The following is a 15,187-nucleotide window of genomic DNA, read 5'->3' as shown; positions in this document are numbered from 1 at the left end:
CAGGTTTACGCCTTCTTCTGATGTTGCGTCAGTGCTGCTTTGACGAAACCACTGAACAACGGGTGACCGTCACGCGGTGTCGAGGTGAACTCCGGGTGGAACTGGCAAGCCACGAACCACGGATGATCCGGTGCCTCGACCACTTCAACCAGCTTGCCATCACCGGAGCGGCCGGAGATTTTCAGGCCAGCTTCTTTGATCTGCGGCAGCAGGTTGTTGTTCACTTCGTAACGGTGGCGGTGACGCTCGACGATCACATCCTTGCCGTAGCAGTCGTGTACCAGCGAGCCGGCTTCCAGCAGGCAATCCTGTGCGCCCAGGCGCATGGTGCCGCCCAGGTCGGACGTTTCGGTACGGGTTTCAACGGCGCCGGTGGCGTCTTCCCACTCGGTGATCAGGCCCACGACCGGATGGCCGCTGGTGTGATCGAACTCGGTGGAGTTGGCGTCTTTCCAGCCCAGCACGTTACGGGCGAACTCGATAACAGCCACTTGCATGCCCAGGCAGATACCCAGGTACGGCACCTTGTTTTCACGGGCGTACTGCACTGCGGTGATCTTGCCTTCCACGCCACGCAGGCCGAAACCGCCGGGAACGAGGATAGCGTCAACACCTTCGAGCAGCGCGGTGCCCTGGTTCTCGATGTCTTCGGAATCGATGTAGCGCAGGTTGACCTTGGTACGGTTGCTGATACCGGCGTGGCTCATCGCTTCGATCAGCGACTTGTACGCGTCCAGCAGTTCCATGTACTTGCCGACCATGGCGATGGTGACTTCATGCTCAGGGTTGAGCTTGGCGTCGACAACCGCTTCCCACTCGGACAGGTCGGCGCCGCCGCACTGCAGGCCGAAACGCTCGACCACAAAATCATCCAGCCCCTGGGAATGCAGGATGCCCGGGATCTTGTAGATGGTGTCGGCGTCTTCCAGGGCAATCACCGCACGTTCTTCAACGTTGGTGAACTGCGCGATCTTGCGGCGCGAGGAAATGTCGATCGGATGATCGGAGCGGCATACCAGCACATCCGGCTGCAGGCCGATGGAACGCAGTTCCTTGACCGAATGCTGGGTAGGCTTGGTTTTGGTTTCGCCGGCAGTGGCGATGTACGGCACCAGTGTCAGGTGCATCAGCATCGCGCGCTTGGCGCCGACTTCGAAACGCAACTGGCGGATGGCTTCGAGGAACGGTTGGGACTCGATGTCACCCACGGTGCCACCGATCTCGACCATCGCCACGTCGGCATCGCCTGCACCCTTGATGATGCGGCGCTTGATTTCGTCGGTGATGTGCGGGATCACCTGGATGGTTGCACCCAGGTAGTCACCACGGCGCTCTTTGCGCAGCACGTGCTCGTAGACACGGCCGGTGGTGAAGTTGTTGTTCTGGGTCATGGTCGTGCGGATGAACCGCTCGTAGTGGCCCAGGTCCAGGTCGGTCTCGGCGCCGTCGTGGGTGACGAACACTTCACCGTGCTGGAACGGGCTCATGGTGCCCGGGTCAACGTTGATGTACGGGTCCAGCTTGAGCATGGTGACCTTAAGTCCCCGCGCCTCCAGGATGGCCGCCAATGAAGCGGAGGCAATGCCTTTCCCCAATGAAGAAACAACACCGCCCGTGACGAATATGTAGCGCGTCATGAAAAACCCTAGAAGTCTGCGTTAAAGCGGTCCGAGCCGCCGGGGAAAGCGAAGGAAGGCCGAAGCCCCCGATCACCTGCATTAATCACAGTGCACCTTTCAAAAAAACCGCCGCGTTGTGACAGACCAGCAATGAAGCACCGGTACGTTGATCGCTACACATTTTTTGGAATCGCCCAGCAAAGACTGCTTGGTAATCGGCAACGACTGCGATTCAGGCGAATCCACAGAAGTTGTATCAAGAAGGGAGCGTAGTCTACCGGAAAGGCGCTATCAGCTCAAACCTTGATCGCAGGTCTGTGGCAACCAATCCAATTGCACCTCACCCACCGACCTGGACCATGCCCCCGCAACGCTTGGCACAGCCAGCAATTGCTCGCCCCGATAGACCAGCGGCAATCTGCCACGGGCGAAGCCCGGCATGCCGCTTTCATTCAGCAGACGCTTGAGATCCCGCCGGCCTCGGCCCGCTACGTCGATGATTTCGCCACCCTGGCGATAACGCACCTCCAGCGGGCCTTCGGGGGTCTTGCCGATAAACCTCAGTTGACCATTGCCCGTTAACTCTAGTGGATCTTGCGGATCGGGCCAGCTCACCGATGCGTCGGAAAACTCCGACCATGTTGAGGGCAACCACCAGATGCGTTCACCGCTACGCTGCATTTGGCCGTCGGCCAGGCGCCACAGAGGCTGTGCGTCGCTCTTGGCATCGCGCAGGGCATGCCAACCGGCCCAGTGGTCGCTGTCGGGTAAACGGGTCAGTGGCGTGAGCCAATGCCGCAGGGCGTTACGCTGGCGGGCATCGGATAGCTCGCGCAATGGTTCAAGCGCCAGGGACGGCAGAGGCAACCAGGGAAGCGCAGAAGGCTGATCGGCGCGCTGCAGGTCCATCATCGCCAATTCGTCGAGCAGCCCTTGAGCCTCGGTCATGTGTTCAGCCGTGCGAGCCAAGTGGGTGATCGCCTGTGGCCAGCGTTTCGTCAGCGTGGGAAGTACGTGGTGACGCAGGTAATTGCGGGAAAACCGTGGATCAACGTTGGAGGGGTCGTCGATCCACTGCAACTGATGCTGATGGGCGTAGGCTTCCAGGTCGCTACGGGAAAATGCCAGCAACGGCCGCACCAAGCACCCCTGCGCCAAGGGGCGATGCTCAGGCATAGCCGCCAGCCCTCTTACACCGGCGCCACGCAGCAGGCGAAACAGCAGGGTTTCGGCTTGATCGTCGCGATGCTGGCCAGTGAAAAGCACCTCCCCCACCCCTAGGACCTGCATGAACGCTTGGTAGCGCGCCTCGCGGGCCGCACGTTCAAGGCTCGCACCCTGACTGACCTGCACGCGCATGACGCGCAAAGGTACGCCCAGGCTGTCGCAGACCGATTGGCAATGAGAGGGCCAAGCATCGGCAGCAGCTTGCAGGCCATGGTGGACATGGACGGCGCTGACAGGAGGCAGATTTTCGATTTTGGCCAATGAGGCCAGGAGGTGCAGCAGAACGGTGGAGTCGAGACCGCCGGAGAATGCGATATGCCAGGCCGGCGCGTTGCGCCAGTCGGCCAGGGTGTGCAGGAGTGTGGCCGGCAGGGTTGGTTTCATCACACGTCACCGCCGCAAAGCTTGAATACGTCCGTCAGCATACACAAAACAAATGTGGGAGCCGGGCTTGCCCGCGATGCAGGCACCTCGAGGTATCAGTGATACCAAGGTGATGCTATCGCCGGCAAGCCAGCTCCCACACAAGCCGGCTCCCGCATTGGGTACAGCGTCGGCTTAGAGGCCGTAGCTCATCAGGCGCTCATAACGACGAGCCAGCAGCGCTTCGTTATCCAGCTTCTTGAGCATCGCCAGTTGCGATCCCAACTCGGCACGGATGGTCGCAGCAGCGGCAGCCGGGTCACGGTGGGCGCCGCCCAGTGGCTCGGCGATGACCTTGTCCACGATACCCAGGCCTTTGAGGCGATCGGCGGTGATACCCATGGCTTCGGCAGCGTCCGGCGCCTTTTCGGCGGTTTTCCACAGGATCGAGGCACAACCTTCCGGCGAGATCACCGCGTAGGTCGAGTACTGCAACATGTTCAGTTGGTCGCAGACACCAATGGCCAGGGCACCGCCGGAACCACCTTCACCAATCACAGTGGCGATGATCGGGGTTTTCAGGCGCGCCATGACGCGCAGGTTCCAGGCAATCGCTTCGCTCTGGTTGCGCTCTTCGGCGTCGATACCCGGGTAGGCACCCGGCGTGTCGATGAAGGTCAGGATCGGCATCTTGAAGCGCTCGGCCATTTCCATCAGGCGGCACGCCTTGCGATAGCCTTCCGGGCGCGGCATACCGAAGTTGCGGCGTACTTTCTCGCGCACTTCACGGCCCTTCTGGTGACCGATCACCATCACCGGCTGGTCGTCCAGGCGAGCGATGCCGCCCACGATGGCTGCGTCGTCGGAGAAGTGACGGTCGCCGTGCAACTCGTCGAACTCGGTGAAGATGTGTTCGATGTAGTCCAGGGTGTAGGGACGGCGCGGATGGCGAGCCAGGCGCGCGATCTGCCAGCTGGTCAGCTTGCCGAAGATGTCTTCGGTGAGCGTGCTGCTCTTGTCTTGCAGGCGAGCGATTTCATCACCGATGTTCAGCGAATTGTCATTGCCGACCAGGCGCAGCTCTTCGATCTTGGCTTGCAGGTCAGCGATCGGCTGTTCGAAATCAAGAAAATTCGGGTTCATAAGCGTCCGTCTTGGGTCGACGGCCAAGGGGTGCCTGGCCAGCCGGTTGTCTATTCGCGCCCTACCTTAAGGGAGAGGCGCGTTTAGGTCGAGATTAAATGTTTAGTCGAGATCAGATCTATATGACCGTCAACGGTATTGGAGGAAGACGTTGTCTCGCCCGAACTGGTCACGCAAAGCTTGAATCAAGCCATCAGCGGGATCAATTCGCCACGTCTCACCAAACTGCAACATGGCCTTGGCATCGCTGCCGGTGTACTCCATGGTCACCGGGCATGCGCCACGATGGCGTTTTAGCAGGTCACCCAACCAGCGTAGCTGATCACCTTTAAGCGCTTCGGTCTTGACCTTCAGGCGCAGGCTTTCGGCCAGGTTGGTGCGGGCGTCTTCCATGCTCATCACGCGCTTGATGCGCAGGCGCAGGCCACCGGAGAAGTCATCATTGCTGACCTCCCCTTCCACCACCACCATGGCGTCGGTCTGCAACAGCGATTGGGCGGAGTGAAACGCGTCGGCAAACAATGACGCTTCGATGCGGCCCGAGCGGTCATCGAGGGTGATGAAGCCCATCTTGTCGCCCTTCTTATTTTTCATCACCCGCAGGGCGATGATCATACCGGCGACGGTCTGGGTATCCCGCGCCGGCTTCAGGTCGATGATGCGCTGGCGGGCAAAACGGCGGATTTCGCCTTCGTACTCGTCAATCGGGTGGCCAGTGAGGTACAGGCCCAAGGTGTCTTTTTCACCCTTGAGGCGCTCCTTCAGAGTCAGCTCCTTGGCCTTGCGGTGATTCGCGTAGACATCCGCATCTTCTTCGACGAACAGCCCGCCAAACAGGTCGGCGTGGCCGCTGTCATGGGTACGGGCGGTCTGTTCGGCGGCCTTGATCGCCTCTTCCATGGCGGTCAGCAGCACCGCACGGTTGCGGTCGATATTGGCCTGGTAAGCCTTCGGCTCATCATGAAAATACGGGCCAAGACGGTCGAGTGCGCCGCTGCGGATCAGGCCATCGAGGGTACGCTTGTTGATGCGCTTGAGGTCAACGCGTGCGCAAAAGTCGAACAGGTCCTTGAACGGCCCGTCCTGACGCGCTTCGGTAATGGCCTCGACCGGGCCTTCGCCCACGCCTTTGATCGCGCCAAGGCCATAGATGATGCGGCCTTCGTCGTTCACCGTGAACTTGAACTCCGAAGCGTTCACGTCCGGCGCGTCGAGGCGCAGCTTCATGGTGCGCACTTCCTCGATCAAGGTCACGACCTTGTCGGTGTTGTGCATATCCGCCGAAAGTACCGCCGCCATGAACGGTGCCGGGTAGTGGGCTTTCAGCCAGGCGGTCTGGTACGACACCAGGCCATAGGCGGCGGAGTGGGATTTGTTGAAGCCATAACCGGCGAACTTTTCTACCAGGTCGAAGATGTTACCGGCCAGGTCGGCATCAATATTGTTGGTGGCGCAACCTTCAATGAAACCGCCGCGCTGCTTGGCCATTTCCTCGGGCTTTTTCTTACCCATGGCGCGACGCAGCATGTCCGCACCGCCGAGGGTGTAGCCGGCCATCACCTGGGCGATCTGCATCACCTGTTCCTGGTACAGGATGATGCCGTAGGTCGGCGCCAGTACGGGCTTGAGGCCTTCATACTGATAGTCGGAATGCGGGTAAGCCAGCTCGGCCCGGCCGTGTTTACGGTTGATGAAGTCATCCACCATGCCCGATTGCAGCGGGCCCGGACGGAACAGGGCCACCAGTGCGATCAAGTCTTCCAGGCAGTCGGGCTTGAGCTTTTTGATCAGCTCCTTCATGCCCCGGGATTCAAGCTGGAACACTGCGGTGGTTTCGGCTTTTTGCAGCAGGCTGTACGTCGGCTTGTCGTCCAGCGGGATAAACGCGATATCCAGCGGCTCTTCGCCGACCTTGGCACGGTCGCGGTTGATGGTCTTGAGTGCCCAGTCGATGATCGTCAGGGTCCGCAGGCCGAGGAAGTCGAACTTCACCAGGCCGGCGGCCTCCACGTCGTCCTTGTCGAACTGGGTGACCAGGCCGTCGCCTTCTTCATCGCAATAGATCGGCGAAAAGTCGGTGAGCTTGGTCGGCGCAATAACCACACCACCGGCGTGTTTACCGACGTTACGCACCACGCCTTCGAGCTTGCGCGCCATGTCCCAGATTTCGGCGGCTTCTTCATCGACCTTGATGAAGTCGCGCAGGATTTCTTCCTGCTCGTAGGCTTTTTCCAGGGTCATGCCGACTTCGAACGGGATCATCTTCGACAGGCGGTCCGCCAAACCGTAGGATTTGCCCTGCACCCGCGCCACGTCGCGGATTACCGCTTTGGCGGCCATGGAGCCGAAGGTGATGATCTGACTTACCGCGTTGCGACCGTATTTTTCGGCCACGTACTCAATCACGCGGTCACGGCCATCCATGCAGAAGTCGACGTCGAAGTCGGGCATGGAAACCCGTTCCGGGTTCAGGAACCGTTCGAACAGCAGGTCATATTCAAGCGGGTCAAGGTCGGTGATCTTCTGTACGTAGGCCACCAGCGAGCCAGCACCTGACCCCCGACCAGGGCCTACCGGTACACCGTTGTTTTTGGCCCACTGGATAAAGTCCATTACGATCAGGAAGTAACCGGGGAATCCCATCTGGATAATGATATCCAGCTCGAAATTCAACCGATCGACATACACCTGGCGCTTGGCTTCGTAGTCCTCGGTGGTGTCCTTGGGCAGCAGGACGCTGAGGCGTTCCTCCAGGCCATCGAACGACACTTTGCGAAAGTATTCGTCGATGGTCATGCCATCGGGAATCGGGAAGTTGGGCAGGAAGTGTTTGCCCAGCTTCACTTCGATGTTGCAGCGCTTGGCGATCTCGACGGAGTTTTCCAGGGCCTCGGGCAAGTCGCTGAACAGCTCCGCCATTTCCTCGGCGCTTTTGAGGTACTGCTCTTCGCTGTAGTTCTTCGAGCGGCGCGGGTCATCCAAGGCACGGCCTTCGCCGATGCACACGCGGGTCTCGTGGGCTTCGAAATCTTCTTTCTTGATAAAGCGCACATCATTGGTCGCCACCAGCGGCGCACCCAGCTTATCGGCCAGGGCTACGGCAGCGTGCAGATGCTCTTCATCGTTGGGGCGGTTGGTGCGCTGGACTTCCAGGTAGAACCGGCCTGGGAACACCTGCATCCACTCACGCGCCAGCACTTCGGCTTCCTGAGGGTTGCCGCCCAGCAGCGCGATACCGATTTCGCCCTCTTTGGCCGCCGAGAGCATGATCAGACCTTCGCTGGCTTCGGCCACCCACTCGCGCTCGATGATGATCGAGCCGTTGCGCTGACCATCGATAAAGCCACGGGAGATCAGTTCGGTGAGGTTGCGATAACCCACGCCGTTCATCGCCAGCAGGCTGATGCGGCTCAGGGGGTTATCCGGGTCTTTGTTGGACAGCCACAGATCGGCGCCGCAGATCGGCTTGATGCCGGCGCCCATGGCGTTCTTGTAGAACTTGACCAGGGAACACATGTTGTTCTGGTCGGTAACCGCAACCGCAGGCATGTTCATGCCCACCAGGGTTTTGACCAGCGGTTTGATCCGTACCAGGCCGTCGACCAGGGAGTACTCAGTGTGCAGGCGTAGATGAACGAATGAAGCCGGCATAGTGATCCTGTCTTGATACATGAAAACAACAAGGCCCGGATTGTACCGGGCCTGGGTAAAAACATCAGCCTTGCTGCTATACCTCGATCAGACTTTCACGGGCCTCATAAGCCTGGCGCACCGGGGCAAACGAGCGGCGATGGATCGGGGTGGGGCCGAGCCGAGCCAGGGCTTCCAGATGAACGGGGGTCGGGTAGCCTTTATGGCCACCAATGCCGTAGCCGGGATAGATCAATTCGAACGCGGCCATTTCACGGTCGCGGCTGACCTTGGCCAGGATCGAGGCGGCGGCAATGGCGGGAACCTTGCTATCGCCCTTTACCACCGCTTCGGACGGCATTGTCAGTTTGGGGCAGCGGTTACCGTCGATCATCGCCATTTTCGGAGTGATGTGCAGCCCTTCCACAGCGCGCTGCATCGCCAGCATGGTGGCGTGCAGGATATTCAGCTCGTCGATTTCTTCGACTTCAGCCCGGGCGATATGCCAGCTCAGGGCTTTCTCACAGATCTCGTCATAGAGCTTTTCGCGACGGGCTTCGGTGAGCTTCTTCGAATCGTTGAGCCCCAGGATCGGGCGGTTCGGATCAAGGATCACCGCCGCCGTGACCACTGCGCCACACAGCGGGCCGCGCCCGACTTCGTCAACACCCGCCACCAGTTCGTGGGCTTGGGCGACGAGACTGAAATCCAGGCCCATTTGCATGGTCATAAGGCTTCCTGTTTATGGCCGATCAGGGTCAACACGGCGTCGGCCGCCTGGTTCGAGGCATCACGGCGTAACGTGCGGTGAATATCGTCGAAACCACGGGTCTGCTCTTCGCCGCCGTCAATCAAGGGTAGTAGGGTTTGCGCAAGCGCTTCGGGCGTTGCATCGTCCTGCAACAACTCCGGCACCAGCAGGCGCTGGGCCAGCAGGTTGGGCAAGGAAATGTAAGGGCTCTTGACCATGCGCTTGAGGATCCAGAAGGTCAGTGGCGCCAGGCGATAGGCCACGACCATCGGCCGCTTGTACAGCAGGGCCTCAAGTGTGGCAGTGCCCGAGGCGATCAACACCGCATCGCAGGCTGCCAGGGCCAGGTGGGACTGGCCATCGAGCAGGGTCAACGGCAGGTTGCGGCCTTCCAGCAGGGTTTCGATCTGTGCACGACGTTGTGGACTGGCGCAAGGCAGCACAAAGCGGATTCCCGGCTTTTGCGCCTGAAGACGTTCGGCAGCATCAAAAAACAACGCCCCCAAACGCCCCACCTCACCGCCACGACTGCCTGGCATCAACGCTACCAACGGGCCATCGGGCAAGCCCAGCTCGGCGCGCGCAGCCGCACGATCAGCCTGCAAGGGAATGGCGTCAGCCAGGGTGTGGCCGACAAACCGCACCGGCACGCCCTTCTCCTCGTAGAACCGGGCTTCGAATGGAAGCAAGGTCAACATCAGGTCGCAGCCTTCGCGGATTTTCAACACACGCTTCTGGCGCCACGCCCACACGGATGGGCTGACGTAGTGCACGGTCTTGATCCCGGCCTGGCGCAACTTGAGTTCGATATTGAGCGTGAAGTCCGGCGCATCGATGCCGATAAAGACGTCAGGTTTTTCTTCGATCAGCGTCTTGATCAGCAGCTTGCGACGAGCCAGCAGCTCACGCAGGCGCCCCAAGACTTCCACCAGTCCCATGACCGACAGGCGCTCCATGGGGAAATAGGAGGTCAGGCCTTCGGCCTGCATCAACGGGCCGCCGACCCCGATAAATTCCACCGCCGGATGCTGGGCCTTGAGCGCGCGCATCAAGCCAGCACCCAGGATATCGCCGGAAGCTTCACCGGCCACGAGCGCAATACGCAGAGTGGCCATGATCAGCGGGTGATGCCGCGAGTCGAGGTCTGGATAGAATCACGGAATACAGCGACTTCCGGGAACTGCGTGGCAGGCTCGGCCAACTCGGCCAGGGCCTGCTCCACGGTCAACCCTTGGCGGTAAACCGTCTTGTAGGCACGGCGCAGGGCGTGGATGGCTTCTTCGCTGAAACCACGACGACGCATGCCTTCAAAATTCATGCTGCGGGCTTCGGCAGGATTGCCGAACACCGTCACGAATGCCGGGACATCCTTGCCGATGGCGGTGCCCATACCGGAAAAGCTGTGGGCGCCGATATGGCAGTATTGATGTACCAGGGTGAAGCCGGAAAGGATCGCCCAGTCATCAACGTGCACATGGCCTGCCAACGCAGTGTTGTTGACCAGGATGCAATGATTGCCGATCACGCTGTCATGGCCGATGTGCGCATAGGCCATGACCAGGTTGTGATCACCCAAGGTGGTTTCGGCGCGATCTTGCACGGTGCCACGGTGAATGGTGACGCCTTCACGGATAATATTGTGGTCACCGATTACCAGGCGTGTTTCTTCACCCTTGTACTTCATGTCCGGGGTGTCTTCGCCTACCGAGGAAAACTGGTAGATGCGATTGTGTTTGCCAATACGGGTCGGACCCTTGAGGATCACGTGCGGCCCGATGACAGTCCCCTCGCCGATTTCCACACCTGCGCCGACGATCGACCAAGGGCCGACCTCAACGTCGGCGGCCAGTACGGCCGACGGATCGATGATTGCGCGAGGGTCAATCAAACTCATAGTTTGCGTTCCGCACAGATGATCTCGGCAGAGCACACCGGCTTGCCATCTACCGAGGCCTGGCATTCGAACTTCCAGATCTGGCGTTTGCAACTGATGAACTTGGCTTCCAGGATCAACTGGTCACCCGGGGTGACCGGGTTGCGAAAACGCAGCTTGTCCGAACCCACGAAATAGTAAAGCGTGCCGTCAGCAGGCTTGAGGTCGAGCATTTTGAAACCAAGGATACCGGCAGCCTGGGCCATGGCTTCGATGATCAACACACCTGGCATGATTGGATGCGCAGGAAAGTGACCATTGAAGAATGGTTCGTTGATGCTGACATTCTTGTAGGCACGAATGCGCTTTTCCTCGACATTGAGGTCCACTACGCGGTCCACCAGCAGGAACGGGTAACGGTGAGGCAGGTATTCGCGAATCTCGTTGATGTCCATCATTTCGGGGGGAAGCCTGTAATAAAGATTGGGGGCGGGCGCACCAGGCGCACGCCCCGCTAGCAAATCAAGGAGGCCGTCTAGCGGCTGCGCACACTTGATATGGAAATGGTATCAGCCTTCTGATGAAGCATTACCGCCAGGGGTCACGTCCCCGACACGCTTTTCAAGCTGTTTGATACGTCGTGCCATGTCGTCGATCTTCCTCAAACGCGCGGCACTCTTGCGCCATTCGGCCGCAGGTTGCATCGCGGTACCGGACGAGTAGGCCCCTGGCTCTGTGATCGAGTGGGTCACCATGGTCATGCCGGTGATGAAGACGTTGTCGCAAATATCGATATGCCCCACCAGCCCAACGCCACCGGCGAGCATGCAATGCTTGCCGATCTTGGTGCTGCCGGAGATGCCCACGCAGGCAGCCATGGCGGTGTGATCGCCAATCTGCACGTTGTGGGCGATCTGGATCTGGTTATCGAGCTTCACACCGTTACCGATCACGGTATCGGCCAGAGCCCCGCGATCCACCGCAGTGTTTACACCGATCTCCACATCATCGCCGATCAATACGCCACCGACCTGGGCGATCTTGTGCCAGACACCTTTGGAGTTGGCAAAGCCAAAGCCTTCGCCGCCGATAACAGCACCGGACTGAATGACCACACGCTGACCAATACGCACATCGTGGTAGAGGGTCACGCGGGGGGCCAGCCAACCATCGGCACCAATTTCACAGCGTGCACCGATAAAGCAGTGGGCACCCACGGTGACACCAGCACCAATACGCGCCCCGCTTTCGATCACGGCGAATGCACCGATGCTGGCGGCAGGATCAACCTGGGCATCATCGGCGATCACGGCAGACGGGTGAATACCGCCGGCCGCCTTCGGCTTGGGATCGAACAGGTGCGACGCCTTGGCGTACGACAGGTACGGATCGGCCACCACCAGCGCATCCCCGGTAAACCCTTCGGCGTCGGCGGCCTTCAGCAACACGGCTGCGGCCTGGCAGTCGACCAGGTATTTACGGTATTGAGGATTTGCGAGGAAGCTCAACTGAGCTGGGCCAGCCTCCTGCAAGGTGGCTAGCCCAGTGATTTCTTTCTCCTTGGAGCCACGCAAGGTGGCTCCCAGGAACTCGGCCAACTCGCCGAGCTTGATAGTCGCTGTCATGGTTTACTTCAGCTGGTTCATGCGCTCGATCACCTGGCGGGTGATGTCGTATTGAGGCTTGACGTCGATCACGGCGCCACGCTCGAACACCAGGTCAAAGGCACCCTTCTTGATGACTTCTTCCACAGCGCTGTCCAATTTCGGCTTGAGCTGCTTGAGCATTTCGCGGTCGGCCACAGCCTTGGCTTCGTTCAGCTCCTTGGATTGGAACTGGTAGTCACGGGCCTTTTGCTTGAATTCAAGCTCCAGACGCTCGCGCTCGCCTTGCTGCATCTTGTCGCCACCGGCTACCAGGCGGTCCTGGATGCCCTTGGCGCTGCTTTCCAGCGTCTTGAGCTTGGTCAGCTGCGGACCGAATTTCTTCTCGGCATCCACGGCGTATCGCTTGGCCGCATCGGACTCCAGCAGGGCCATCTGATAGTTCAGGACCGCGATTTTCATTTCGGCGAAGGCCGGGGTGGTGACCAGCACAGTGGCCAGCAAGACCAATTGAGTCAACTTACGCACGATGTACTCCTACAGAATCCGTTGTCGTTATCTTAGGTCAGACGCTTAGAACGTCTGGCCGAGGGAGAATTGGAAAATCTGGGTTTCAGCGTTATCCGGTTTCTTGATCGGCATGGCCAGAGCAAAGCTCAACGGGCCCAGCGCAGTCACCCAGGTCACACCCACGCCCACGGAGCTCGCCAGGTTGCTGAGGCTCACGTCGTTGCATTGAGTATTGGACTTCAAGCCACTTGGGTTTTTGATCTGTTCGCACTTGGAGTCGAACACGTTACCCACGTCCCAGAAGACCGAAGTACGCAGCGAACGCTGGTCCTTGACGAACGGCAGCGGGAACAGAATCTCCGCACCACCCTGGATCAGCACGTTACCACCGAATGGCAGCGGGTCGTTGTCCGAGTCAGCGACAGTGCCCTGGTTACCGGTCTGAGCAAAACCGCGGCTCGGCGTACCACGCGGACCCAGAGTGCTGTCCTTGAAGCCACGTACCGAGTTGAAACCACCTGCATAGTAGTTTTCATAGAACGGCAAGCCATTGGTCGAACCATAACCGTCGCCATAGCCCAACTCTGTGTGCAGGCGCATGGTGTAGTTATCGCTCAACGGCTGGAACAACTGGCCGCGGTAGTCGAGCTTGAAGAACGACAGGTCGCTGCCCGGCGTAGTGACTTCCGCGGTCAGGCTCTGGGAGTGGCCGCGGGTTGCCAGTACGCCTTTGTTCAGGGTCGACTCGGACCAGCCGGCAGACGCCTTGAAGTTCAGGAACTTGTCGCCTTCACGACGGGTGAAGTCGAAGATTTCGTCCACGGTATAAATACCGGTCTTGATCTCATCCTGCTGGGCGGTAAGGCCGAAGGTCAGGCGCGAAGTCTCGCTGATCGGGTAACCCACGTTTACACCGGCACCCAGGCTGTCGATCGCATAGCTTGCAACGTCAACATCGAGGTCTTTGTAGTCGGTGGTGCGGTAGAAGGCGTTGTAGCCCAGGCTCACACCGTCTGCAGTCCAGTAGGGGTCGGTATAGCCGAAGTTGTATCGGCTCTGGTATTCGCTGCGGGTCAGGCCGATGGACACACGGTTACCGGTACCCAGGAAGTTGTTCTGCGTGATGGAACCACCCAGGATCAAACCGGCACTCTGGGCAAAACCGACGCTGGCGGTGATCGAACCCGAGGCTTGTTCTTCAACGGCGTAGTTCACATCAACCTGGTCATCCACACCCGGTACGGCCGGGGTTTCGACGTTGACTTCCTTGAAGAAGCCCAGGCGCTCAAGACGGGTCTTGGACTGGTCGATCAGGTAGGTCGAAGCCCAGCCACCTTCCATCTGACGCATTTCACGACGCAGCACTTCGTCCGCGGACTTGGTGTTGCCACGGAAGTTGATACGGTTGACGTAGGCACGCTTGCCAGGATCGACGACGAAGGTGATGTCCACGGTGTGGTCTTCATCATTCGGGGTCGGCACGCCGTTGACGTTGGCGAAGGTATAGCCTTCGTTACCCAGGCGGCGGGTGATCAGTTCTGAGGTGGTGGTCATCAGCTTGCGCGAGAACACCTGGTCCTTCTGCACGAGCAGCAGGGACTTGACCTGGTCTTCAGGCACTTTCAGGTCGCCGCTGAGCTTGACGTCACGAACCTTGTACTTCTCGCCTTCGTTGACGTTGACGGTGATATAGACGTGCTTCTTGTCCGGGGTGATGGACACCTGGGTCGAAGCGATGTCCATGTTGATGTAGCCACGGTCCAGGTAGTAGGAGCGCAGGCGTTCCAGGTCACCGGAGAGTTTTTCACGGGCGTACTTGTCATCGTTCTTGAAGAACGACAACCAGTTGGTGGTCTTGAGTTCGAACAGGTCGACCAGGTCTTCATCAGGGAACTTGGTGTTGCCCACGACGTTGATGTGCTGGATGGCGGCCACGGTGCCTTCGTTGATGTTGACCTTCAGGCCCACACGGTTACGAGGCTGGGGGATCACTTCGGTTTCCACGGTCGCGGAGTAGCGGCCCTGGGCAACGTACTGGCGTTGCAACTCGTTACGCACACCCTCAAGGGTTGCGCGCTGGAAGATCTCGCCCTCGGCCAGGCCCGATTGCTTCAGGCCCTTCATCAGGTCTTCAGTGGAGATGGCCTTGTTACCTTCGATCGCGATACTGGCGACGGAAGGTCGCTCGACGACCGTGATGACCAGGACGTTGCCTTCGCGACCCAGTTGGATATCTTGAAAGAACCCGGTTTTGAACAGCGCACGAGTGGATTCCACCAGGCGACGATCATCCGCCTGTTCCCCGACGTTCAACGGCAAGGCACCAAAGACGCTACCCGCGGAGACCCGCTGGAGGCCATTGACGCGAATATCGGAGATGGTGAAGGACTCGGCGTGAACTTCGGCGATCATCAATACGGTGAGAACCGCAGTTAGCAGCAGACGTTTCATGAAGTCCTTTCTTATT

11 protein-coding genes are annotated in these 15,187 nt (G+C 59.4%); all 11 read right to left on the bottom strand.

Annotated elements, in window-relative coordinates:
* Window positions 1-5: 5 nt before the first annotated feature.
* Window positions 6-1,637, bottom strand: a complete 1,632-nt coding sequence (locus APH41_RS05390; RefSeq protein WP_034126838.1) for a CTP synthase — start codon at window positions 1,635-1,637, stop codon at window positions 6-8.
* 273 nt (window positions 1,638-1,910) lie between these two features.
* Window positions 1,911-3,230 carry a tRNA lysidine(34) synthetase TilS gene (gene tilS, locus APH41_RS05385; RefSeq protein ID WP_054917866.1) on the bottom strand — a complete coding sequence of 440 codons (1,320 nt, stop codon included), beginning with the start codon at window positions 3,228-3,230 and terminating at the stop codon, window positions 1,911-1,913.
* Between the two features lie 174 nt (window positions 3,231-3,404).
* Window positions 3,405-4,352, bottom strand: coding sequence for an acetyl-CoA carboxylase carboxyltransferase subunit alpha (locus tag APH41_RS05380; protein WP_003189182.1), 948 nt, complete (start codon window positions 4,350-4,352; stop codon window positions 3,405-3,407).
* Window positions 4,353-4,481: 129 nt separating this feature from the next.
* Entirely contained in the window at window positions 4,482-8,003 is a 3,522-nt protein-coding gene (gene dnaE, locus APH41_RS05375; protein ID WP_003189180.1) for a DNA polymerase III subunit alpha, read from the bottom strand.
* A gap of 76 nt (window positions 8,004-8,079) precedes the next feature.
* Complete coding sequence (gene rnhB / locus APH41_RS05370; protein WP_161793220.1) at window positions 8,080-8,706, bottom strand: ribonuclease HII; 627 nt, start codon at window positions 8,704-8,706, stop codon at window positions 8,080-8,082.
* A gap of 2 nt (window positions 8,707-8,708) precedes the next feature.
* On the bottom strand, window positions 8,709-9,848 hold the full coding sequence (gene lpxB, locus APH41_RS05365; protein WP_034126836.1) for a lipid-A-disaccharide synthase: 1,140 nt from the start codon (window positions 9,846-9,848) through the stop codon (window positions 8,709-8,711).
* Between the two features lie 2 nt (window positions 9,849-9,850).
* Window positions 9,851-10,627, bottom strand: a complete 777-nt coding sequence (gene lpxA, locus APH41_RS05360) for an acyl-ACP--UDP-N-acetylglucosamine O-acyltransferase (RefSeq protein ID WP_032893181.1) — start codon at window positions 10,625-10,627, stop codon at window positions 9,851-9,853.
* A complete protein-coding gene (fabZ, locus tag APH41_RS05355) occupies window positions 10,624-11,064 on the bottom strand; it encodes a 3-hydroxyacyl-ACP dehydratase FabZ (RefSeq protein ID WP_003172281.1) in 441 nt (146 codons plus the stop codon). Before fabZ ends, lpxA begins: the two co-directional genes overlap by 4 nt.
* Before the next feature lie 111 nt (window positions 11,065-11,175).
* Window positions 11,176-12,231: a UDP-3-O-(3-hydroxymyristoyl)glucosamine N-acyltransferase gene (gene lpxD / locus APH41_RS05350; protein ID WP_034126835.1), complete on the bottom strand. Its 1,056-nt coding sequence runs from the start codon at window positions 12,229-12,231 to the stop codon at window positions 11,176-11,178.
* A gap of 3 nt (window positions 12,232-12,234) precedes the next feature.
* Window positions 12,235-12,738, bottom strand: a complete 504-nt coding sequence (locus tag APH41_RS05345) for an OmpH family outer membrane protein (RefSeq protein WP_003189173.1) — start codon at window positions 12,736-12,738, stop codon at window positions 12,235-12,237.
* A gap of 45 nt (window positions 12,739-12,783) precedes the next feature.
* Window positions 12,784-15,171 (bottom strand): outer membrane protein assembly factor BamA, encoded by a 2,388-nt coding sequence (bamA, locus tag APH41_RS05340; RefSeq protein ID WP_054917864.1) that lies wholly within the window; start codon window positions 15,169-15,171, stop codon window positions 12,784-12,786.
* Window positions 15,172-15,187: the final 16 nt, after the last annotated feature.

Origin of the sequence: Pseudomonas sp. NBRC 111138 (assembly GCF_001320835.1) — a bacterium.
Taxonomy (GTDB): domain Bacteria; phylum Pseudomonadota; class Gammaproteobacteria; order Pseudomonadales; family Pseudomonadaceae; genus Aquipseudomonas; species Aquipseudomonas paracarnis.
This window is presented reverse-complemented; position numbering and strand designations above follow the sequence as displayed.

Excerpts from the sequence above, each read along its gene's own strand:
- rnhB (WP_161793220.1), bottom strand. The coding sequence starts at position 8,706 with ATGCAAATGGGCCTGGATTTCAGTCTCGTCGCCCAAGCCCACGAACTG.
- tilS (WP_054917866.1), bottom strand. The coding sequence starts at position 3,230 with ATGAAACCAACCCTGCCGGCCACACTCCTGCACACCCTGGCCGACTGG.
- lpxA (WP_032893181.1), bottom strand. The coding sequence starts at position 10,627 with ATGAGTTTGATTGACCCTCGCGCAATCATCGATCCGTCGGCCGTACTG.
- lpxB (WP_034126836.1), bottom strand. The coding sequence starts at position 9,848 with ATGGCCACTCTGCGTATTGCGCTCGTGGCCGGTGAAGCTTCCGGCGAT.
- dnaE (WP_003189180.1), bottom strand. The coding sequence starts at position 8,003 with ATGCCGGCTTCATTCGTTCATCTACGCCTGCACACTGAGTACTCCCTG.
- lpxD (WP_034126835.1), bottom strand. The coding sequence starts at position 12,231 with ATGACAGCGACTATCAAGCTCGGCGAGTTGGCCGAGTTCCTGGGAGCC.
- bamA (WP_054917864.1), bottom strand. The coding sequence starts at position 15,171 with ATGAAACGTCTGCTGCTAACTGCGGTTCTCACCGTATTGATGATCGCC.
- APH41_RS05380 (WP_003189182.1), bottom strand. The coding sequence starts at position 4,352 with ATGAACCCGAATTTTCTTGATTTCGAACAGCCGATCGCTGACCTGCAA.
- fabZ (WP_003172281.1), bottom strand. The coding sequence starts at position 11,064 with ATGATGGACATCAACGAGATTCGCGAATACCTGCCTCACCGTTACCCG.
- APH41_RS05390 (WP_034126838.1), bottom strand. The coding sequence starts at position 1,637 with ATGACGCGCTACATATTCGTCACGGGCGGTGTTGTTTCTTCATTGGGG.